Annotated in this window: 19 protein-coding genes and 1 riboswitch; of the genes, 9 read left to right on the forward strand and 10 right to left on the reverse strand. The window is 72.3% G+C overall.

The window, feature by feature from the left end; genetic code table 11:
- Positions 1-92: 92 nt before the first annotated feature.
- The 4 genes from ITI46_RS10915 to ITI46_RS35800 form a co-directional block, all read right to left on the reverse strand.
- Positions 93-1439, reverse strand: a complete 1347-nt coding sequence (locus tag ITI46_RS10915) for a M23 family metallopeptidase (protein WP_209239268.1) — start codon at positions 1437-1439, stop codon at positions 93-95.
- Positions 1440-1451: 12 nt separating this feature from the next.
- Positions 1452-1625, reverse strand: a riboswitch (cyclic di-AMP (ydaO/yuaA leader).
- Between the two features lie 209 nt (positions 1626-1834).
- The gene (locus ITI46_RS10920; RefSeq protein WP_307808127.1) at positions 1835-3151 is read right to left on the reverse strand and encodes a PP2C family protein-serine/threonine phosphatase; all 1317 of its coding nucleotides are present in this window, start codon (positions 3149-3151) and stop codon (positions 1835-1837) included.
- A gap of 74 nt (positions 3152-3225) precedes the next feature.
- Positions 3226-4071, reverse strand: a complete 846-nt coding sequence (locus tag ITI46_RS10925) for a DUF4232 domain-containing protein (protein ID WP_209239269.1) — start codon at positions 4069-4071, stop codon at positions 3226-3228.
- 368 nt (positions 4072-4439) lie between these two features.
- Positions 4440-6746, reverse strand: coding sequence for a serine/threonine-protein kinase (locus ITI46_RS35800; protein ID WP_307808128.1), 2307 nt, complete (start codon positions 6744-6746; stop codon positions 4440-4442).
- 18 nt (positions 6747-6764) lie between these two features.
- On the opposite strand from ITI46_RS35800, the gene ITI46_RS10935 reads away from it, so the two are divergent.
- The 3 genes from ITI46_RS10935 (at position 6765) to ITI46_RS10945 (ending at position 9415) form a co-directional block, all read left to right on the forward strand.
- A complete protein-coding gene (locus ITI46_RS10935) occupies positions 6765-7403 on the forward strand; it encodes an RNA polymerase sigma factor (RefSeq protein ID WP_209239270.1) in 639 nt (212 codons plus the stop codon).
- Between the two features lie 80 nt (positions 7404-7483).
- Complete coding sequence (gene sigJ / locus ITI46_RS10940; RefSeq protein ID WP_209239271.1) at positions 7484-8494, forward strand: RNA polymerase sigma factor SigJ; 1011 nt, start codon at positions 7484-7486, stop codon at positions 8492-8494.
- A gap of 87 nt (positions 8495-8581) precedes the next feature.
- Positions 8582-9415, forward strand: coding sequence for an SDR family oxidoreductase (locus tag ITI46_RS10945; protein ID WP_209239272.1), 834 nt, complete (start codon positions 8582-8584; stop codon positions 9413-9415).
- A gap of 31 nt (positions 9416-9446) precedes the next feature.
- On the opposite strand, the gene ITI46_RS10950 is transcribed toward ITI46_RS10945, so the two are convergent.
- Positions 9447-10520, reverse strand: a complete 1074-nt coding sequence (locus ITI46_RS10950) for an aldo/keto reductase (RefSeq protein ID WP_209239273.1) — start codon at positions 10518-10520, stop codon at positions 9447-9449.
- A gap of 247 nt (positions 10521-10767) precedes the next feature.
- Between ITI46_RS10950 and ITI46_RS10955 the strand changes: the two genes are divergently transcribed.
- A complete protein-coding gene (locus tag ITI46_RS10955) occupies positions 10768-11316 on the forward strand; it encodes a TetR/AcrR family transcriptional regulator (RefSeq protein WP_307808129.1) in 549 nt (182 codons plus the stop codon).
- Positions 11317-11379: 63 nt separating this feature from the next.
- Here ITI46_RS10955 and ITI46_RS10960 read toward each other — a convergent pair whose 3' ends face one another.
- Positions 11380-12312, reverse strand: coding sequence for a LysR family transcriptional regulator (locus ITI46_RS10960; protein ID WP_209239274.1), 933 nt, complete (start codon positions 12310-12312; stop codon positions 11380-11382).
- Positions 12313-12517: 205 nt separating this feature from the next.
- Between ITI46_RS10960 and ITI46_RS10965 the strand changes: the two genes are divergently transcribed.
- Together ITI46_RS10965 and ITI46_RS10970 are read left to right on the forward strand one after the other, a co-directional pair.
- Complete coding sequence (locus ITI46_RS10965; RefSeq protein WP_209239275.1) at positions 12518-14020, forward strand: MFS transporter; 1503 nt, start codon at positions 12518-12520, stop codon at positions 14018-14020.
- Positions 14021-14072: 52 nt separating this feature from the next.
- Positions 14073-15161, forward strand: coding sequence for an NAD-dependent epimerase/dehydratase family protein (locus ITI46_RS10970; RefSeq protein ID WP_209239276.1), 1089 nt, complete (start codon positions 14073-14075; stop codon positions 15159-15161).
- Positions 15162-15200: 39 nt separating this feature from the next.
- Here ITI46_RS10970 and ITI46_RS10975 read toward each other — a convergent pair whose 3' ends face one another.
- Positions 15201-16349 carry a sensor histidine kinase gene (locus ITI46_RS10975; RefSeq protein WP_209239277.1) on the reverse strand — a complete coding sequence of 383 codons (1149 nt, stop codon included), beginning with the start codon at positions 16347-16349 and terminating at the stop codon, positions 15201-15203.
- A gap of 6 nt (positions 16350-16355) precedes the next feature.
- Complete coding sequence (locus tag ITI46_RS10980) at positions 16356-17075, reverse strand: response regulator transcription factor (RefSeq protein ID WP_209239278.1); 720 nt, start codon at positions 17073-17075, stop codon at positions 16356-16358.
- A gap of 123 nt (positions 17076-17198) precedes the next feature.
- Here ITI46_RS10980 and ITI46_RS10985 point away from each other — a divergent pair, with 123 nt between their 5' ends.
- The 3 genes from ITI46_RS10985 to ITI46_RS10995 are packed head-to-tail and all read left to right on the forward strand — an operon-like array spanning position 17199 to position 19455.
- Complete coding sequence (locus ITI46_RS10985) at positions 17199-17951, forward strand: glycosyltransferase family 2 protein (RefSeq protein WP_307808130.1); 753 nt, start codon at positions 17199-17201, stop codon at positions 17949-17951.
- Positions 17948-18736 carry a TIGR04282 family arsenosugar biosynthesis glycosyltransferase gene (locus ITI46_RS10990; RefSeq protein ID WP_209239279.1) on the forward strand — a complete coding sequence of 263 codons (789 nt, stop codon included), beginning with the start codon at positions 17948-17950 and terminating at the stop codon, positions 18734-18736. The genes ITI46_RS10985 and ITI46_RS10990 overlap by 4 nt, the downstream gene beginning before the upstream one ends.
- The gene (locus ITI46_RS10995) at positions 18733-19455 is read left to right on the forward strand and encodes a class I SAM-dependent methyltransferase (RefSeq protein WP_209239280.1); all 723 of its coding nucleotides are present in this window, start codon (positions 18733-18735) and stop codon (positions 19453-19455) included. The genes ITI46_RS10990 and ITI46_RS10995 overlap by 4 nt, the downstream gene beginning before the upstream one ends.
- Here the strand turns inward: ITI46_RS10995 and ITI46_RS11000 are convergent.
- Entirely contained in the window at positions 19407-19961 is a 555-nt protein-coding gene (locus tag ITI46_RS11000) for a hypothetical protein (protein ID WP_209239281.1), read from the reverse strand. The two genes, ITI46_RS10995 and ITI46_RS11000, sit on opposite strands and share 49 nt — an antisense overlap.
- A 74-nt stretch (positions 19962-20035) precedes the next feature.
- Entirely contained in the window at positions 20036-21505 is a 1470-nt protein-coding gene (locus ITI46_RS11005) for a molybdopterin-dependent oxidoreductase (RefSeq protein WP_209239282.1), read from the reverse strand.
- Positions 21506-21616 lie beyond the last annotated feature (111 nt).

Here is a 21616-nt window from a genome sequence, read left to right on the forward strand (position 1 = left end):
CCGGTGACTCTGGAGCGGGCGGGGACGGGTGATCTCGTCTGTCGCGGGGCCCGCTTCTTCGGATCGATCGCCCTGGGTGCTGCCTGCAGTACCTAGACGTCCACACCCTTGGCGCGGAGCCACGGCAGCGGGTCCACCGGGTCGCCGCCGCCTGGGCGGACCTCGACGTGCAGGTGCGGGCCCGAGGAGTTGCCGGTGGAGCCGACGCGGCCGATGACGTCGCCCGTGCCGACCTTGTCGCCGGCCGACTTGGTCATGGACGAGAGGTGGCAGAACCAGAGCTCGGTGCCGTCCTCCAGCTTCAGCACTATGCGGTAGCCGTACGAACCGGCCCAGCCGGCTTCCTTGATGGTGCCGCCGTGGATGGCCTTGACAGGGGTGCCGTTGGGCGCTGCGAAGTCCTGGCCGGTGTGGTCGTTCTGCCACATGCCGCCCGCCTGGCCGAACCCGGCGGTGAGCTGGAAGGAGGCGAGCGGCGCCGTGTAGCTGCGGGCGAGCTCGGCGCGGCGTTGGGCCTCCGCCTTGCGCTTTCGCTCGGCCTCCGCCTTCCGCTTCGCCTCGGCGGCCTCGCGTGCGCGTTCGGCCTTGGCCTTCTCCTCGGCCTTCTGCTCCGCTGCCGCGCGCTTCGCGGCCTCTTCCGCTGCCGCGCTCGCCGCCTCCCTGGCGGCCTCCTCGCGGGCTTTCGAGTCCTCGGCGAAGCGTCGCTGTTCGGCCTGCGCGAGGATGCGGGCGCGCAGGGCCTCGCCGGCGTCGGAGTTGCCCGCCGCCTCGCTCCCCTTACCGGCGGAGTCGTCCGTGGCCGCGGCGCCTTCCGAACCCTCGGAGCCGTCGGAGGCGTTCGAGTCGTTCGAACCGTCGGAGATGAGGGAGCCGATGCCGGGCAGGTCCTCGGCGTCGGGCAGATGGTCGGGGATGCTCCGTACGGTGTCGGCTGCCGTGTCCAGGTCCGGCACGGAAATCGCGCCCGGGTCCTTGTCGTGGGCGGTCGCCATGCCGCCCGCGCCGACTGCGGCGATCATGCCGACGCCGAGTACGGCACCGCCGCGCGCCACTCCGCCGGTCCGCTGTTTGGCGACCCGGTGCTTGCCGCGCAGTGGGCGGGTGGACTCCTCGGTGGGGTTCCACTCGTCCCACGGTTCGGCGCCGGGCGGCTCGGTGGGAAGGCCGGCGGTGGGGGCGCCGGAGGGAAGGCGGGGGGTGACGGACCGGGCGGGCACGGAGCCGTGGCGAATGTCGCCGACGGCGGTGTCGTCGTAGCCGGAGCGGCCTCTGTGACCGGTGTCGCTGTACCCGGTGTCGCTGTACCCGGTGTCGCTGTAACGGGTGTCGTCGTAGCCGACGGCGCCGTAGGGAGCGGAGGCGCCGGTGTGGGCGACTGATGGGTCGTACGCGACGGTCTCGGGCGCTCGACCGGTAAAGCCCTGGGGTGTGGACGCCACGGGGGCGCTCTCCTTTCCTTCCTTCTCGCCTACCGGGTTAGCTGACGGGTTCGGAGCAGGAAGGTCTCCTACGGGCGTCCTCGCGCAAGGGCGTCCGATTCACCCCGTCCTCCTCGTCTGGCGGACGAGAAGGGGTGGTTCCCCGGCTCCCACGGTGCGGTCCAGTCAGTTGGGCGCTGCTGGTGCCCCGTATGCGGGATTCGGCGACGGCGCACGGTGCCGCCTTCCGTGACGACAGTGACGACCGTGCTGCGTTATCGGACGGTAATAGAACAGGGGCTGTGATTCCAAGCCGTTCTTTGTAATTGGTCCCTCCGGATGGTGGCCGCGGACCGCGTGGCGTGCCGTGGCGTGCCGCCCGCCCATGGCCTGACGGCCCCTCACGAGGCGGAAACTCAGGGGGCAGGGGGACGGTGGGGCGCGTGGGCGAAGGCGAGCAGCGCCATGTCGTCGACCGACCTGCCGCCCGTATGGGTCGCGACGTCGATCACTACCGTCTCCAGCAGCTCCTCGGGGTGGGCGAAATAGGTGCGGGTGAGGCGTTCGGCAGGGTCGTAGAAGACTCCGTCGGCGTTGCGTGCCTCTGACAGACCGTCGGTGTAGAGGAGCAGTTGGGCACCCGGCGGGAAGTGGACCTCGTCCACCTGGCCCGGCCATCCGCCCAGGTCGGACATGCCCAGCGGCAGCGCCGGCACCTGCGGCTCCACGAGGGACGCCTGGCCATGGTGGAGGAGGACGGGTGGCGGGTGGCCCAGGTTGAGGATGCGCAGCAGCGTGCTGTCCGTGGCGGTGCCCTCGCCCGAGGCGGGGCCCGGCGGCGGGTCCTTGCCGGAGGCTGCGGGGTGGGCGGCGGCCGGGTTCGGGACCTCCACCAGCACCGCCGTACTGAAGCCCTCCAGCTGTGCCGCGCCGGGCTGCCGCCGCGCCTCCCGCTGGAGGGCCCGCTCGAGGCGGGCGGCCACGCCCAGGAGCGATTCCTCGTGCTCGGCGGCCTCGCGGAACGCCCCGACCAGGAGCACCACGGCCGCCACCGCGTCGAGGCCCTTGCCGCGTACGTCGCCGAGCAGCAGCCGTACGCCGTGCGGGGTCTCCTCCGCCGCGTAGAAGTCGCCGCCGATCCGGGCACCGGCCTGCGCCGCCCGGTAGCGGGTGGCCACCGCCAGACCGCCGACCTGGGAGGGCGGGCTGGGCAGTACGGCGAGCTGCACCGCCTCGGCGACCCCACGCGCCGAGGCGAGCCGGCTGCCGCTGCGGACCAGCACATGGTTGACCCCCACGGCGAGGACGGAGACGGTCACGCTGGTGACGGACCTGGCTTCGGCCTCGATCGCGCCCCCGCTGTCGTGGAAGAAGGAAAACAGGATGGTCGCCGCGGAAGAGACGGCTCCGGTGAGGATCGTGCCGGGGAGGGACAGGAACGCCGCGGCGGCCAGCGGAGCGGCGGTGAACAGCGGCGCCACGGTCACCTCGCGCGGCGTCGACAGTTCGAGGACGAGGCCCACGATGATCAGCGCGGCGGGAAGCCGCCGCGCCCATCGCCACAGCCGGCTCCCGGTTTCCCCGTACGCGTAGTCGTATTCGTAGTTGTATTCGTATTCGCGTTCGTTTCCGTGTCTGTATCCGCGTCCGCGCCCGTGTCTGTGTCTGTGTCCGTGTCTGTGTCCGTGGTTGTACTGGTTCGCCGTCTTCTTCCTGGCCGCCCTCTCCCGCACGATCCCAATCTCGCCTGTAAGCGGGCTGCGGGCCACTCGGAAGCGTTCCGAGTGGCCCGTGTGGTGGGGGTGGATCAGCCGCCGGTGCCCGGGGCCAGCGGGCCGATCTTGGGGACGGACGCCTTGCCCGTGTTGGTGACCGGCCCACCGGACCAGGACGTCCGGAGGGAGGCCCGTTCGTCGGGCGGGGTGACCCGTACGGCGCTCGGCGTGACCGTGGTGACGTTGGTCACCTCCGGGTTGGTGAACGACAGCGGCGCCCAGGCGCTCTTGCCGGGCGCGAGCGTGACGGTCCGGATCTGGCCACTCGTCCGGTGGGGGTCGAAGGAGACCTGCTCGCCGCGGCTGTTGATGAAGGCGAGCCCGGGGTAGCCGCGCACGGTGCAGGTCGTGCTGGACCGGTTGGTCAGTACGAGCGCGAAGTTCTCCTGCCCGGCGCCCGGGTGGTTGGGGCCGAACGAGGCTTTCAGGTCAGCCGTGTGGCACTGGGAGCCGGAACCGGAGTCCGATCCGGAGCCGCTGCTGCTGCCCGAGCTGCTCTTGCCGGACGAGGAGTCTCCGCTTCCCGAGTTGGCGCTCTGCGAGCCGCTTCCGCCGGTTTCACTGCCACCGGTTTCGTTCCCGCCGGTGTTGCCGCCGTCGCGGCCTCCGCTCTTGCCGCCGCTCTTGGAGCCGCCGTCGGACTCGCCTGCGGCGGGCGCCGGCTCGCCGTTGACCTTGTGCGGGGCCGGCTCCGGATCCTTGTTGCAGCCGACCAGCAGCGCGCCCGCGGCCAGCACGGCCGTCGTGGCCGCCGCGATGCGGACCACACGGCGCCGGGGGCGGCGGTACGGGGCGGCCGGGTGGCCGGCCGCCGGGGCCTCGGTGTCGTACAGGGCCTGCGAGAGGTGTGGGGTGGTCGGGTCCTGTCGCTTCGTCATGGCTGCCGTCCCTGGTCCGTCCTGGCTGCGGTCGTCCTGCCTCCCGGCGGTCTCGCGCGCTGGCTCGTCCTCGTCTCCAGCCTGCCCCCGGGGCTCTGCGCCGTACACAGCCTTCGATGGACGACTGCCCGGGAAGGTTCACGGCCACCGGCGCTTTTCAGCCAACCGACCGAGGCCGGGCCGTCCGCTCCGTGACGGACGCGTCACGGGAGACGTCAGGGGTCGGAGAGGTGGTGAGAGCTGGTGAGGGGTCCAGCGGTGGATGGCGTTACGGCGCGCCCTGAGCGCCGGAGCCGCACGCCGGAGCCGCACGCCGGAGCTCGTACGGGGAAGGAGGGAGCTCGTACGCGCAAGCGGGCGCGTCGGCGCTATGACGCGTTGACGCGCAGGCTCTTGAGCACCTGGTCCGTCCTGGCCGAACAGTCCTCGTCGCAGCGGATCTGCACATACACCGGGGGCTTGCCCTTCCGCCGGGGGGCCAGGCCGATCTCTTCCAGCGAGTGCCCGGGGGAGTAGCAGGCCGACCACGTGCGAATGCGTCCGTGCCAGCCGTTGTTCTGGAATTTGCGGCTGCCCGTGTACTGACAGCCCCGGTGCTTCAGTCCGGCCACCTTGGCGGGGAGCTGCGGCAGGATCCCGGCGGCCCCCTGGGTGGTCGGTGTGGCCTGCGCGTCCGGTGTGGCCGCGTTGCTCCCGCCGGTCCGGTCGGCCTGGCCGGCCCCATCGGCCTTGCCGTCGTTGCCGGCCTTGTCGCCCTTGTCGCCCTTGTCCGTCGAGGTGCCGAGCCCCACGAAGACCCCGCTCGTCCCCGAGGTGAGGTCCTGCCAACGGCCCACGTCCTCCGCCACGAGCAGTCCGGGGGCGCGGTTCTCGGCCAGCCCCAGCGAGGAGGGGTTCCAGCCCGAGTTGGCCGTCTCCTTCGCCCACGTTTTGGGGATCTCGACGCTGATCTGCCCACTCGCGTCGTGCACCCGCACCGCTGCGAGCGCCTGTTCAGGGTCCGGCGCCAGTATCGCGCTGGCGACGCCCGCACCCGCCAGCACGGCGACGGCGGATCCGATGGCTGCGGCGCGCCGACGCCGACGACTGCGCGCCGACCGAGCAGTCCCCGCGCCCGCACCGTACGGCTCGGCGACGGACGACCCGGGGCCGGCATCCGCCCTCGGTCCGGATACGGGGGCGAGAGAGTGCTCCGGGGCGTGGGAGTGCTCGCGAGCGTCGGTGTGCTCGGAAGCGTCGGAGCGCTCAGGGGCGAGAGGACGCTGGGGCGCGCGAGGACGTTCGGGCGCCGGCCTCTCGAAGACGTACGAGTCGGTGGGCGGGGTCCCGGCCGCGGAGGGCTTGGCAGCGGCGGCTCCGGCCGCGGACGACCCGGTAACGGGCGCCTCGGCCGCCTCGGCCGCGGACGCGCCGGTCACGGAACCCCCCGGCGTGCCCGGCGTGCCCGGCCCGGCCGCGGAGCTCGTGGATGCGGGATTGCGGGGCGCGCGATTCCCGGGCGAGGGATTACGGGGCGAGGGCGGCTCAGCCGTGCTGTCCGACGGCTCAACGGGCCCCTGCGGCGCGGGCCGTACGGCCAGGGAGGACAGCTGGGCCGCCGACGGCGCGAGGCCGTCCCGACCGGCCGCACTCCGGTCCGGCTCTCCCTCAACGGCGCGTCCGCCCAACCGGTCGGTCTCCCGGGCCTCACCGGACCCACCGGGCGCATTGGCCCCACCGGGCGCATTGGACTCACCGGTCTCACCGGACCCACCAGGCTCGCCGGACCCACCGAGCCCGTCCGACGCGGCGCCGCCCCCACCGGCGACCCCGTCCGTCTCGCCGGCCCCGTCGGCACCCCCCGGCTCGCCCTTACCGGCCGCAGGGGACGATTTCCGGTCCAATTCCGATGCGATCCGGTCAAGTTCGTCCGCGAACGCGGCTGCTGTCGGCCAGCGGCGTTCGCGGTCGGGCTCCATCGCGCGTGCAACCGCTTCCGTCATCGCCCACGGCAGCCCTGGACGCACCTCGTCCAGCGGGATCAGCCGCTCAGGGCTCCCCGGCACCGCCCCCGTCACCAGGTGGTACAGCACGGCGCCCAGGCTGTAGATGTCCGCGCGTGCGTCGATGCCCTCGAAGGGTTCGGCCTGCTCGGGGGCCATGTAGCCGACCGACCCCGCGACGACGGTCAGCCCCGACGCATGCGCGAGGTTCTTGGCGAGCCCGAGGTCGGCGACGAGCACCCGCTCCCGGCCCTGCGCACCGCCGCTCGTGAGCAGCACGTTGGACGGTTTGATGTCGCGGTGCACCACACCCGCCTCGTGCAGCGCCTCCGCCCCGTGCGCCGCCTCCGCGGTGAGCCGCAGCGCCTCGGTCACGGGCAGCGGTCCGGTCGCCATCCGGTCGGCGACCGTGCCCCGGTCCGCGTACTCCATGACGAAGTACGGCCGTTCGTCGTCCAGCTCTCCCACGTCGAAGACCTGCACGACACCGCCCGACGACGCCCTGCGCAGCAGCCGCGCCTCGGCCAGGAAGCGCTCCCGGATGTCCATCCGGTGCGCCCAGTTGTCGGCCATCACCTTGACCGCTACAGGCGCTTCCAATCGGTCATCATGTGCAAGCCATACGACCGCGAAAGCGCCGGAGCCGATACGACGGTCGACCCGGTAGCGGCCGATCTGATCAGGTGAAGGCATGCCCCTTATGATGCCTGGATGTGCCCACCGTCCTCTCCCCACACCGTGAACCAGCCATCCGGGTGGCCTGAGTCGGCGGGCCCCGGTGATTCGCCGTCGGCCTCCGACACCGAAGCCCTCGCCAGCCGGGCGGCGGGCGGCGACAGCGCGGCTCTCGATGCCCTGCTGCGCGCTATCCGCCCGGACGTAGTACGACATTGTGGACGGTTCCTCCTCTTCCGCGAGGACGCCGAGGAAGCCGCACAGGACGTACTGCTCCAAGTCGCCCGGCACATCGAGCGCTTCCAGGGCCGCAGCCGCTTCAGTACGTGGCTGCACACGATCGTTGCCAACTGTTCACGTCAGAAGTACCGCGAGCTGAAACGCCGGTCCGCGGAGCAGCATGTGCTCCCTGACCAGCCCGGAGCACCGGAAACCCGTCCCGACCCGCGGACGACGAGCGTGATCGCGGGGTCCCGCGTGGACCTCCTCGAAGCGCTGGAGCGGCTGGAGCAGGAGAGCCCGCATCTGGTGGCGCCGCTCGTCTACCGGGACCTGTGCCAGATGGACTACGCCGAGATCGTCGACCGGCTCGGCATTCCGCTGGGCACCGTCAAGTCACGCCTGCACCACGCGCGTCGGCAGATCCGGCCGTGGCTCACCTCACAGGAGCTGTGACCCTCCCGGCCGCATGCCGAGGGACTCGGATCGTGCGGGCGGGTGCCGGGGCGCGGCACGCCGCGTGATGCACTTGCCCCATGACGGACACGGCGGTGGCGGAGTTCCAGGCGCACAGGGCGCGGCTCTTCGGGATCGCCTACCGGATGCTGGGTTCGGCGTCCGAGGCGGAGGACATCGTCCAGGAGGCGTATCTGCGCTGGGAGCGTACCGACCGCGGCGCGGTGGCAGCTCCGGGCCCGTGGCTGGCGAAGGTCGTCACCAATCTCAGTCTCAACGAGCTGTCTTCGGCGCGCGTACGGCGCGAACGGTACGTGGGTGAATGGCTGCCCGAACCCGTACTGACGGCGACGGCGAAGTCGACGGGCCGCGTCGGCACACGCGCCCCTGCAGGGGTGGGTGTCGGCGGTGCGGTCGGGGCCACGCCACCGCTCGGGCCTCTGGAGACCGCCGAGCAGCGCGACTCCGTCTCGTTCGCGCTGCTCGTCCTGCTGGAACGGCTCACTCCGCCCGAGCGCGCGGTGTTCGTCCTCCGTGCGGCATTCGACTACTCGCACCGTGAGATCGCCGAACTGCTGGACATCTCGGAAGCGAACTCGCGCCAGCTCTACCGACGGGCCAAGCAGGCGGTGCACGCCCACAACGCCGACGACAACACCGTCGACAGCACCGCCGACGATGTGCGTCATGGCCCTCAGCGGCGGGAGCGCTGGGTGGGGCTCGTGGAGACCTTCGTGACGGCCGCACGCGAGGGCGACCTCGCTCAGCTGGAGCGGCTGTTGGCCGACGACGTGGTCTCGTACGCGGACGGTGGCGGCCGGATCACCTCCGCCCGCCGCCCGATCGTGGGCCCGGCGAAGGTGGCGCGCTATCTGGCCCGTGGGCTGTCCAAGTACGCGGCCGGCGTCGACCTGGTGCCCTACGAGGTGAACGGCGGGCCCGCGCTGCTCGCGCTCGCCGAGGGGCAGTTGCTCGCAGTGGTGTCGCTGGAGATCGCCGACGGTCGCGTCACCGCGCTGCGGATCTCGCTGAACCCGGACAAGCTGGCGTACGCGGCCCGCCAGGTCGCCGCATGTCGGCCGCTCGGGTAACCGGACAGCCAAGCTGTCACGTTCGGGGCCGCCATCCGGTTGTCCAGGGGAGAGCACCCACACCGACCGCCCCGGAGGCACCCTTCCATGACTTCCCCGAACACCTCCGCCCACCCCGCGCCGAACGGCAGCCCCGTGCTGGTGACCGGCGGCACCGGAACCCTCGGCCGCCCCCTCGTGGACGAACTGCTCTCGGACGGCGTCCCCGTACGCGTCATGAGCAGGCGGCCCCGCCGGCCGGGCGACGACCGGCCCTGCGAGTGGGCGGTCTGCGATCTCACCAACGGCGTCGGGCTGGCCGCCGCCGTCTCCGGCGTACGGGCGATCGTGCACTGTGCCACCGACCCGTGGCGGGAGGTGAAGGTGCTCTCCCGGGTGGTGGAGGCGGGGCGCGAGGCGGGCGTCGCGCACCTCGTCTACATCTCCATCGTCGGCGTCGACCGCGTGCCTTTCCCCTACTACAAGGCCAAGCTCCGGGCCGAGCGGCTGCTGGAGAAGTCGGGGCTGCCGTACACGATCCTCCGGGCCACCCAGTTCCACGACCTGGTCGCCGCAATGACGACCGGGCAACGCCGGCTGCCCCGCGTCATCGCGCCGACGGGCTTCCGCTTCCAGCCTGTGGAGGTCACCGAGGTCGCCCACCGCCTCGCCGAGTTGGTGCGCGGCGAGCCCGCGGGCCGGGTGCCGGACATGGGAGGGCCGCACGTGCACACCGCGCGCGAACTCGCCGAGGAGACGCTCCGGTCGACCGGTCGGTCCCGCCGCATCGTGGAGCTGCCCCTGCCCGGCCGCACGGCCCGCGCCTTCCGCCAGGGCGGCAACCTGGCCCCGGACCACGCCACGGGCAAGGTCACCTACGGCGAATTCCTGGCAGCGCGGAACGCGCGGAACGCGGGCCAGGACTGCGGCGGAGGGTGGTGAAAGGGGCGAAGGTGGCGAAGGGGCCGAAGGGTCATGCCGCCTGTGCATCGGGCACGCCGGGCTGGTTGAGGGTGACGGGTGGCGGACTGAGCCGGGCGAAGCCCTCCTGTCGCTGATACGGGAAGTAGGGGTAGGCCGCGTCCTTCGCACTGGCCTCGTCCAGCCTGGCGACCTGCTCGGGCGTGAGGCTCCAGCCCACCGCGCCGATGTTCTGCCGCAGCTGCTCCTCGTCGCGGGCGCCGACGATGACGGAGGAGACGGTCGGCCGGCACAGCAGCCAGTTCAGCGCGACCTGGGGGATGGTGCGTCCCGTCTCCTCGGCGACGGCATCGAGCGCGTCGACCACGCGGTAGAGGAGTTCGTCGTCGACGGGCGGGCCGAAGGCGGCGGTGTGGTGCAGACGGCTCTTCTCGGGCAGCGGCTGTCCGCGCCGTATCCTGCCTGTCAGCCGCCCCCAGCCCAGTGGGCTCCACACCACCGCGCCGACCCCTTGATCGAGCCCCAGGGGCATCAGCTCCCACTCGTAGTCGCGGCCGATCAAGGAGTAGTACACCTGGTGCGCCACATGCCGTGGATAGCCGTATGTGTCGGCCGTGGCGAGGGACTTCATCAGCTGCCAGCCCGAGTGGTTGGAGACGCCGGTGTAGCGGATCTTTCCTTCGCGGACCAGCTGGTCGAGGGTGGCGAGGACTTCTTCCTGCGGGGTCGCCGCGTCGTGGGCGTGGAGCTGGAAGAGGTCGATGTGGTCGGTGCCAAGGCGGCGCAGCGCGTCCTCGGTCGCCTTGACGAGCCGGGCGCGTGAGGTGCCGTACTCACCCGGCCCGTCACCCATGGGCAGGCCGGCCTTGGTGGCGATGAGCACCTGGTCGCGACGGCCCTTGACGGCTTGGCCCAGCACTTCCTCGGAGGCTCCGGCCGAATAGACGTCGGCGGTGTCGAACATCGTGATCCCGGCGTCGAGGGCGATGTCCACCAGGCGCCGCGCGGCGCGGGCGTCGGTGTCGCCCCACTCTCCGAACAGCGGCCCCCGGCCGCCGAAGGTGCCGGTCCCCAGACTCAGCGCCGGGACCCGCAGGCCGGAGGCGCCCAACTGTCGGTATTCCATGACCCGTTCCCACTTCCCTCTTGGCAGACAGCCCTGCATGTGCTTCTGCGCACCCTTATCCACTCCTAACGGGACCCGAGTCCCGTTAGGCGATACGAGTACCGTAGCAGGCGCGAGCCGTTAAGGGAACTGGAGACCCGTTGTGAGATCTGGGCCGGGAAGCCGGCGGAAGACGACCGCGCCGGACACCGGCGCCGTGCCCGGTACGGTGCGACCCGGAGGGCGCACGGCCCGGGTACGTGAAGCGGTGCTGCACGCAGCCGGCGACGCCCTCGCCGAGCGCGGCTTCGCCCACCTCGACCTCGCCGAGGTCGCCCGCCGCGCCGGAGTCGGCAAGACGACCGTCTACCGGCGCTGGGGATCGGTCACCGGGCTGCTGGCGGACCTGCTCGAAGACATGGCCGAGCAGTCGGAGCCGCGCATAGAGGTGGGCTCGCTGCTGAGGGAACTCGAGGCCAACGCCACGCTGGTACGCCGCACTCTGACGGACCCGAGACAGGGCGCGCTGTTCAAGGCCGTGATCGCCGCCGCGACGTGCGACGCCCTCGCCGCCGAGGCGCTGCACCAGTTCTACGCGGCCCGGGTCGCGGAGTGGGCACCGTGCGTCGTACAGGCCGCCGAGCGGGGAGAGGTACCGGCCGACACGGACCCCGAACAGGTCGTACGCGCCGTCTCCGCCCCCCTGTACTACCAGCTGCTGACCACCGGCACCCCGCTCGACCAGGCAGCCGCCGAACGCGCCGCGCGCGCCGCCTACGACGCCGCCCGCGCGGGAGCCTTCCGCACCGGGCGGTGAGGCGCGCAGCGCACGAGAGGGGGCCGGAGAGGGCGCACGAAACGTGCACCTGCAGCCGGCTGCCTACATCGGTTCGCCGGTCCGGACCGTCTCCGTCATCGCCTCCGTGAACGCCTGGAGCTGCGGCGTCAGGGGGCCTCGTCGGCGCACCAGTCCGTACGCCAGTGAGGCGGCTTCCGGGAGGGGGACGTAGCGGACGCCGGGGCGCGGAAAGTACGTGCCGGAGTGCGCGCCGGTCAGCAGGGCGCCCTTGCCTGCCGCCACCAGGACGAGCGCCTCCTGCACGCTGGTGACCGGCAGCCCGGGAGGGACCGAGCGCCCCGCAGGCGTCCGTGCGGGCGCCAACTGCTCGCGGCACAGCACCGGCAGCCCCTCCCGCAGGGTCAGCAGGGGCGTCTCCCCCAGCCCGGCCAGGTCCTCCGGGGAGGCCACCCCGCGCCGGGCCAGCGGATGCGCGGCTTGCACAGCCAGCACCCGCGGCTCACTGAAGAGTTCGGGCCCCTCCACCAGGTCGGCCTCTCCGGCCGGGAGTTCCGCGAGCTGTACGTCGTAGGCGCCGGCGCGGAGCTTGCCGAACGGGTCGGCCAGCGGGACCTCGCACGGCTCGACCCGGAGCCCGGGCCACCGCTCGGCCAGCACCTTCGCCGCACGCATCACCGCCTCCCCGGCCAGCGGTCCGGAGAAGCCCACATTCAGCACACCCCGCAGCTCTCCCGCCGACCGCCGGGCCGCGGTCGCCGCGGTCGTCGCAGCGCGGGCCAGCGCCTCGTCCATGGCGCGCTGGTGCGGCGCGAGGTCGTCCCGCAGCTGCCGTCCCAGCTCGGTGAGGTTCACGGTGCGGCTCGTACGGTGGAACAGCGGCGCGCCGACCCGCCGTTCGAGCCGCTGCACGAGCTGGCTGACGCGGGCGCGGGAGAGATGCATGCGCTCCGCGGTGCGGCCGAAGTGCAGCTCCTCGGCCAGGATCAGCAGGCACGTCACCTCGTCGCGTTCCATGTCGGCTACCGCACCCCCTGCACCACTACTACCTGCATCGTTACCGCTGTATCGGCGCTGCTGCATCGGCGCTGCTGCATCGTTTGCATCGTTCAGTCCGGCTGAACGCAACGTTGCGCTGTTCGCCGTTGTTCCCCGCGCCCTGCCAATGGAGGGTGAGGGCGTGGCAACTCACCTGAAACCTCAGAATTCCGCTGATCTCCCTATGTCTGCCCGCGAACGGGGCATTCTGCTGGTGCTGTGCGGCGCTGTCTTCCTCGAAGGCATCGACATCGGCATGCTCAATGTGGCCCTGCCCGCCATCCGCGCCGATCTCGGCATGCCGGTGGGTGAGTTGCAGTGGATCATGAGCTCCTATGTGCTCGGCTACGGCGGCTTCGTTCTGCTGGGTGGCCGCGCTGCCGACCTGTACGGACGGCGGCGGATGTTCGTGGGCTCGCTCGTGGTCTTCCTGCTCTTCTCCGGGCTCGGTGGGCTGGCGGGCGCGGGCTGGACGCTGATCCTGGCCCGCTTCGTCACCGGCGTCGCGGCAGCGTTCATGACCCCCGCCGGTCTCTCGCTGATCACCACAGGCTTCGCGGAGGGCAGGCGGCGGAACAAGGCGCTGCTCATCTACTCCGGTACGAGTGCTGCGGGCTTCGCCCTCGGACTGGTCTTCGGCGGGCTGCTGACCGGGCTCGGCTGGCGCTGGGTGTTCTTCGCCCCTGTGGCGCTCTCGGCCCTGATCCTGGCCGCCGCACTCGTGCTCGTCCCGCGCGGGCCACGGACGGAGCCCGGTACGGCAACACGGACGCAGCCCGGTACGGCAACGGGGCCGCGCCCCGGTTTCGACCTGGCCGGCGGGGTGACGATCACGGCGGCACTCGTTCTGCTCGTCCTGGGCATCGAGCGGGCCACGCACAGCGGCTGGCCACAGACACTGGCGGTGCTGGCTGCCGGTGCGGTCCTCCTGGGCGTCTTCGTACTGATCGAACGTCGCACTGCTGCACCGTTGATACGGCTCGGCATGCTGCGCTCGGGCCCCCTTGTGCGTGCCAACGCTGTTGCACTGCTCTTCGTCGGTGCGTTCTTCGGGTTCCAGTTCCTGGTCGTCCTGTACCTGCAGGAACTGCGCGACTGGTCGACGCTGGAGACGAGCCTGGCGATGCTGGTGACCGGCCTGGACGCAGCACTCGCACCCACTGTCGTGCCGTGGCTGGTGGGCCGGTTCGGCACCCCACGGGTCATTTTCGTAGGACTACTGGCCGCAGTGGCGGCGTACGCCTTGTTCCTGCCGGTCGGGGCGGAGTGGCCCTATTTGGCGATGCTGCCGAGCCTGGCGCTGGTCGGAATCGCCTTCACGCTCGCCTACGGGCCGCTGACCATCATGGCGACCGACGGCATCCCCAGAGCGGAACAGGGCGTGGCGAGCGCATTGCTGTTCACTTCCGTCCAGTTCGGAGCCGCGCTCGGCCTCTCCGGCGCTGCGGCCGCCAACGCCGCAGCCACCGAGGCGGACACCCCCGCGGCGCTGCTGGACGGCTACCGCGCGGGACTTTTCATCCCACTGTGCGCAGCGCTGCTGGCCGCAACAGTCGCCGGATTCGGGCTGCGCGGGCGGCGGGCACGGCACGAGCGGGGTGCCGGTGTTCCCGCGTACGAGAACGTTGCTGCTGCGCACACGAGCCATGGGAACGACGTTGCGGACGAGGTTCTTACGGACCGGTGACACGGGCGCCGCGCAGCGCTGCGCGGCGCCCTGGCGCGCCTAGCGTGGCCGTATGCGCGTTCTTGTCACCGGCGGTGCCGGGTTCATCGGTTCCCACGTCGTGGAGGCTCTGACGGCCGCGGGCCATGAGGCGGTCGTCCTGGATGCACTGCTGCCGTCGGCACACGGGGGAGGTGCCGAACTCCCGGCCTCCGGACCGGGGGTCCGGTATGTGCGCGGTGACATCCGGGACGCGGACGTGGTCGCCGACGCGCTGCGCGGCGTGGACGCGGTCTGCCATCAGGCGGCAATGGTCGGTCTGGGCAAGGACTTCTCCGACGCGCCCGTGTATGTCAGCTGCAACGACCTCGGCACAGCAGTGCTGCTGACCGCCATGGAGCGGGCCGGCGTGCGGGCGCTGGTGCTTGCCGGTTCGATGGTCGTCTACGGCGAAGGGCGCTATGAGTGCGCGCGGCACGGCGTCGTCCGGCCGGGGCCGCGTGCCGTACCGGACCTGCGGTCCGGTCAGTTCGAGCCGCCGTGCCCCGAGTGCGGCGCCGCGCTGCGCCCTGGACTGGTCGGCGAGGACGCGCCAATGGACCCCCGCAACACCTACGCGACCACCAAGCTCGCCCAGGAGCACCTGGCCGCGGCATGGGCGCGGGCCGTCGACGGACGCGCCGTGTCGCTGCGCTATCACAACGTCTACGGACCCGGCATGCCCTGTGACACCCCCTACGCGGGAGTGGCCTCGTTCTTCCGCTCCGCGCTCGCCCGAGGCATGGCACCGACCGTCTACGAAGACGGGGCCCAGCGGAGGGACTTCGTCCATGTGCGGGACATCGCGGCCGCCAACCTCACCGCGCTGGAAGCCGTGCACACGGGAGCGGCAGCACACCGGCCCGGCTGCTTCACGGCGTACAACACCGGCAGCGGCCACCCGCACACCGTCGGCGAGATGGCCGCCGCGCTGGCCGAGTGCTACGGCGGCCCCGACCCGGTGGTGACGGGCGAGTACCGGCTGGGCGACGTACGGCACATCACCGCGTCCTCCCAGCGGGCCGCACGCGAACTCGGATGGCGGGCCCACATCCCCTTCGCCGAGGGCATGAAGGAGTTCGCCGCCTCCGGCATGAGGACGGCGCCGCTCCAGCGGGCGTAGCGAAGCCGTGCAGCAGTGGTGCCCTCCCAGGCAGCCCTCTCACGCCTCCGCGCTCGCCCGCGGACCCGGCAGTGCCCTCGGCAGCGTGAGCTCGAAGCAGCAGCCGCCGGTCACGTTGCGCACCGCGGCCGTGCCCTGGTGGGCCTCGACGATGCCGCGGACGATGGCCAGCCCCAGGCCGGCGCCGGGGGGCGTACGGGCGTGCGTACCGCGCCACCCTGTGTCGAAGACGCGCGGCAGGTCCTCCTCCGGGATGCCGCCGCAGCCGTCGGTGACCGACAGGACGACCTTCTCGTCCTCCTCCGCCGTACGGGCGTGCACCGCCACGGTGCCGTCCTCCGGGGTGCGCCGGATGGCGTTGACGAGCAGATTGCCGAGCACTCTGGTCATCTCGTGCGCGTCCACCTCGACGGGTACGGATGCCACCGCGTCGCCCACCAGACGGACACCGTTCTGCCGGGCGAGCGGGTCGGCGCCCGCAAGTGCCTCCTCCACGAGCTGGGAGAGCGGCACCTGGTGTGTGGTCAGGGCGAGCGTTCCCGCATGGATACGGGAGAGCTCGAAAAGGTCGCCGACCATAGCGTTGAGCCGTTCGACCTCCGTACGGATCTGCCGCAGACAGCGCCCCGTGTCCTCCACCATGCCGTCCTCCAGGGCCTCGGACATGGCGCGCAGGCCGGCCAAGGGGGTGCGCAGGTCGTGCGAGATCCAGGCGACCAGTTCGCGCCGCGAGCTCTCCAGTGCGCGCTCGCGGTCGCGGGAGGCGGCCAGTTTCTCGCTGGTGGCGGCGAGCTCCCGGGTGAGCGCGGCGAACTCGGCCGGGTCGCCCGCCTCGGCCGCGCCGGGTGCCGGAAAACGGCCGCCGTCCCCGAAGGAGCGCGCGGCCTGGGTGAGGGCGTTGCTGCGGGCCGCCACCCAGCGCCCCAGTAGCAGCGCGGTAGCCAGCGAGACGACGGCCGCCATGGCGACGACAGTGGTGACGACGAACAGGTCGTGCCGGGAGAGGAACATGGCCCAGGCGACGGCGAGCGTGCCGGTGAACATGGCCGTCACGGCGACAGTCGAGACGACCGTCAGCGAGACGGCCAGCGAACGGTGCCGCAGCGCGCGCAGCGCCAGTGCGCCCAGCAGTCCGGCAACCGCGGCACCGAGGAAGGCGAACAGGGCGATGAGCAGCATGTCCTGCACGGTCGTTCAGCCCTCCTGCACGGTGGCGTCAGGGTCGAGCCGGTAGCCGACGCCCCATACGGTCTGGATCAGCCGGGGGTGCGCCGGGTCGTCCTCGACCTTGGCGCGCAGCCGGCGTACATGGACGGTGACCGTCGAGAGGTCGCCGAAGTCCCAGCCCCACACCTCGCGCATCAGCTCCTCGCGCGAGAACGCGCGCGCCGGGTGCCGCAGCAGGTGGGCCAGCAGGTCGAACTCCCGCACGGTGAGGGAGAGCTCGGCACCGTTCCTGGTGGCCTGCCGGGCACGCGGGTCGACGGTCAGCCCCGCGGCACGCAGCGGCGGCGTCGGCCGCGGTACGTCCTCGGCGCTGCGGCTGCGGCGCAGTACGGACTCGACCCGTAGCACGAGTTCGCGCGGGCTGAACGGCTTGGTGACGTAGTCGTCAGCGCCGACCTCCAGGCCCAGCACCCGGTCGCCCTCGTCGCCGAGCGCGGTCAGCATGATGACGGGCACGGGCCCCTTCTCGCGCAGCCTGCGGCAGACCTCCAGGCCGTCCAGCTCGGGCAGCATCAGATCGAGCACCACGAGGTCCGGCCAGTGCGCGGCTGCGCGCTCCAGGGCGCCGGGTCCCGTCTCCGCGCGGTCGACGGCGTACCCGGCGCGGTGCAGGTACCCGCTGACGACTTCGGCGACGGTGGGGTCGTCGTCCACGACCAGGACCCGCCCGTTGACTGGTGGCTGCATGGCATCAGGGTGGCACCGCGCAGACGGGCGCGGGAGGCGGGGCGGGACCGGCAGGGGCGATGTCCGTGTTTCGTAAGAACGCGAAGTCCGGAATGCCCGGTTTGTTTTCGTAGGGTGTGCGGCGTGATCGAACCTCGCCCGAAGGAGGCCACGCCCGTGCCCGGTGCCGATGTCGTACTCCCCTGCCTCGACGAGGAGCAGGCGCTGCCCTGGGTGCTGGAACGCATCCCGCCGGGCTGGCGGGCGATCGTCGTGGACAACGGCTCGACGGACGGCTCAGCCGCGGTGGCACGCGAACTCGGCGCGACAGTGGTGTCCGAGCCCCGGCGCGGTTTCGGCGCAGCCTGCCACGCGGGACTGACGGCGGCCGAGGCGGACATCGTCTGCTTCTGCGACTGCGACGCCTCTCTCGACCCGTCCCTCCTGGTGCCGTTCGCCGAGGCGGTACGCGAGGGCCGCAGCGACCTGGTACTGGGCCGCAGGCGCCCGCAGGCGCGCGGTGCCTGGCCCGCGCACGCCCGCGCGGGCAACCTCGCGCTCTCCCGCATGCTGCACGCGCGCACCGGCGTACGGCTGCACGATCTGGGCCCGCTGCGCGCCGCACGCCGCGAGGGACTGCTGGGACTCGGACTGACCGACCGGCGCAGCGGATATCCGCTCCAGATGGTGGTACGGGCCGCCGACGCCGGCTGGCGGATCGAGGAGCGCGACGTGCCCTACCGCCCCCGCACCGGCAAGTCCAAGGTCACCGGCACCTGGCGCGGCACCTGGCACGCGGTACGCGACATGCGCGCGGTGCTCCAGGAGCCGCCCGTCACCGGACCGGCAGGACCGGCAGGACAAGCCGGGCAGGCCGGACAGGAGGCTGCCCGATGACGGAGCACTGCTGTCCCCCGCAAAGGCCGGCCACTGGGGACGGGCTTCCGCAAGGAGCCGCCACGCTGCTCGTCATCGCCAAGGAGCCGGTGCCGGGCCGGGTCAAGACGCGGCTGTGCCCGCCGTGTACGCCGCACCAGGCAGCCCTCCTGGCCGCCGCCGCGCTGCACGACACCCTGGAGGCCGTACGGAAGATGCCGGCGCGACGCCGCGTACTGGTGCTGTCCGGACGGCCGGGCGAGTGGCTGCCGCCCGGTTTCCACGTCGTCCCGCAGTGCGCCGGAGGGCTGGACGAACGGCTCGCGGCGGCCTTCGCCGAAGCGGGCACCGGTCCGGCGCTGCTCGTCGGGATGGACACCCCGCAACTGACCCCCGCACTGCTGGCTCCCGCGCTCGGTCCGGACAGCTGGCGGGAGTGCGACGCCTGGTTCGGACCGGCGCTGGACGGCGGCTTCTGGACACTGGGACTGGCCGACCCGGATCCCGCACTGCTGCGCGGAGTCCCCATGTCCACCGCGACGACCGGACAGGCACAGCTGGACCGGCTGGCGCGGGAGGGGCTGCGGGTGCGGCAGCTGCCGCCGCTGTGCGACGTGGACACCGCCGAGGACGCGGTACGGGTCGCCGCCGAAGCCCCCGGCGGCCGGTTCGCTGCGACCGTCGCCACCCTCCCGGAACTGCGGCCGGAACGCTTCCCCTCCGTGACCGTTCCTGACATCCCCGCCGTCCCTGGGAGCCGCGTGCACCCGGCGGCTCTGGAAGCACGCTGGACGGCCGCGCCATGACGACCACAACGCCCAGCTCAGCAACCTCTACAGCAGTGGCCCCGACAGCCTCGGCAGCCTCGAGCGCAGTGGCGCAGTGGAGCGCCGACCCCTACGCCGACGCGCTGCGCAGCGGTCGCGGGCCGCTCTTCCTGCGCCGCAGCGACGGCTGGCTGCTGCCATTGGAGGTGGAGCGCTGGTGCGCGAGCGCCGACGCGGCCGACATGTCCGTGCTGCGCCGCTGCGAGGGAGCGGTGCTGGACATCGGCTGCGGCCCCGGCAGGCTGGTCGCGGCGCTCTCCTCGCTCGGCCACCGGGTCCTGGGCATCGATGTGAGCCCGGCCGCCGTCGCGCGCACCGTCGGTCTCGGCGGTACGGCTCTGTGCCGTTCGGTCTTCGATCCGCTGCCCGGGGAGGGCCGGTGGGGGAGCGTGCTGCTGCTGGACGGCAACATCGGTATAGGCGGCGCCCCGGAGGCGCTGCTGGAGCGCTGCGCCCGGCTCCTCGCCCCGGGCGGACTGCTACTGGCCGAGACCTCGCCCCTGGACGTGGACGAGCGCGCGCAGGTGCGCATCGATGACGGGCGCGCCCCCCACCCCGACTCCGGTGCCGGGCAGATGTTCCCCTGGGCCCGGCTCGGCACCCGTGCGCTGCTGCGGTACGCGCTGCCGGCCGGGTGGTCGGCAGCGCGTCAGTGGGAGTCCGGCGGACGGTTCTTCGTCGCACTGCGGCGCGTCTGACGCTGCTTTCGGCGCGCTCGGCGCTCTGCGCGGCGCGCCTGCCGCACGCTGCGCGGGGGACGCCTGCGCAGCACCTCCCGTACGGCAAGCAACAGCCCAGAGACGGCGAACAGTCCGAGCGTCACCCACAGCCAGTGCAGCGCATAGCCGTTGTTCCCCTCAGGCTTCCCGGTGAGCTTGGCGTACCGGTCGGCCGGACCGGCGATCAGCGGCAGCCAGACCAGCAGCAGGAGAAGGGACAACAGAGCGGGAATCCGGAGATGGTTCACGTACCGGCCCGCCGCCCTGGGCACGCGGTCCGCGAACGAGTACACCGGCACCAGCACCAGATCGTGCAGCAGCGCCGCCCCCACGAACCACACGGCGACGCCCAGCCAGTCGTCGGCCAGCAGCCGCGCACCGGCGTAACCGGTCAGCACGAAAGAGGCCAGTAGCAGAACGATCTGGAGCGGGCTGCCCACCGAGCGGCGCAGCCGTCCGGCACCCGGTGCGGGACCGGCCTCCATCCGGCCACCCGCCGCAGGACCTCGAGCCCGCCCCGGTCCGCCCCGCATCGACCGGCCTCTCATCGACCGCCCCCTCACTGGTCCGCCCCGAACGTCAGCCGGGTGACCCACTTGGTGTTGTGCACCCCAGGGGCCGCAGGAACGATGACGCGCGCCGGATAGCCGTGATCGAGGGAGAGATCCGCGCCGCCCACCCGCAGCGCCAGCAGGGACCGCGGATCGCGCACCTGGTTGTCCCGCAGTGACGCGTGCCGGAACGCACCTGCACGCTGCAGAGACTCGACGAAGACGCCGGGCAGCCCGTTCCGCGGGTCGAACCCCGCGAGCTCCGCCAGGTCGCGCAGCCGTACGCCGCTCCAGTGCTGGTCCGAGGTCGACCAGCCCTCCACACAGGCGATCGGCAGCGCGGCGGAGTGCTGCTCCATCTTCAGCAGCTCGGCCCTGGCGAAACGCAGTTTGCGCCCATGCGCCCCCTCGATCGTCAGCCGCCAGCTGTTGCCCGCCTCTTCGCCGGTGACGCCGACCGCTGCGGCCGTTTTGTTGATCTGGAAAGCATTCGCTCCGGTGCCGGGGTCGGTGCCGCCGTGCGGTGCCAGCAGCGCGGTACGGCGCAGGGGCCCGTCGAAGTTCTGGCCGATCGTCACGCCCAGCAGCAGCACCGAGCCGCCGCCCACCGCGCCGAGCGCGCCGCGCCGCGTCAGCGTGGGCGCTGCCGGGCGCGGCGCGACCAGCCCGGTCTCGCGATCCGGCTCGCGCGCCCCCTCGCCGTCGGACTCCCGGTCGGACTCCGTACGGCCCGGTCCGCCCCGTTCCGCACCGTCCACCGGCTTGTCCGCCGGCTTGTCCCCCGGCTTTCGGCGTCTCCTCCTTCCGGACGCCAGGTCATCCGGTGGCCCGTCCCGCAGCACCCGCACCGCCTGCGGCAGCCGCAGCGCCACGTGCACCACGAACGCGGCGATGAAGACCCACGCGCCATAGAAATGCAGCGTGTAGAACGAACCCGGGAACAGATAGTCGAGCTGGATGTTCAGCAGCCCCGTCACGAACTCGAACAGCACCCCGCCCACGAGCAGCAGCAGCGAGACCCGCTCCAGCGCATGCGCGGCCGAGCGGGCGGGCGGCATGGTGAACAGCTTCGGGATGACCGACCAGAGCTTCGCCAGCAGCACCGGCACCAGCACTACACCGACCGTGGTGTGCACTCCCTGGGTGAGCCGGTAGAGCCAGTACGGGTCGGTCGGCCAGGCGAACAGATAGAAGCCGAACAGCCCGTGGTCCGGCGTCCGGTCGTTGGACCGCAGCTCCGGGTTGTACGCCGCGTAGGACAGCAGGCCGGTGACGAACAGCACGGTGATACCGGCCAGCAGTACGGCACCGAGCAGCGCCGTCAGATACGGCCCGCGCAGCGGGCTGCGCCAGAAGCCGGGATCCGAGGGAAGCCGGACGGACTGGAGCCGAGTGGGCCGGAACCGGCCGGGCCGGATCCGGGTGAACCTGAGCCGGGACAGCCAGGACAGCCGGGAGGGGGTGCGTTGGTCGCCCATGCGGTGACCGTAAGCGGCAATACGGCCAGGAAGGGGGCTGCGACCCATGACGAAACGCTGACATCCTCCGCCGGTGGCCCAGTGGCGGCCCCGCGCGGCCTAACGTGCCCC

It is taken from the genome of Streptomyces oryzae (assembly GCF_017676365.1).
Taxonomy (GTDB): Bacteria; Actinomycetota; Actinomycetes; order Streptomycetales; family Streptomycetaceae; genus Streptomyces; species Streptomyces oryzae.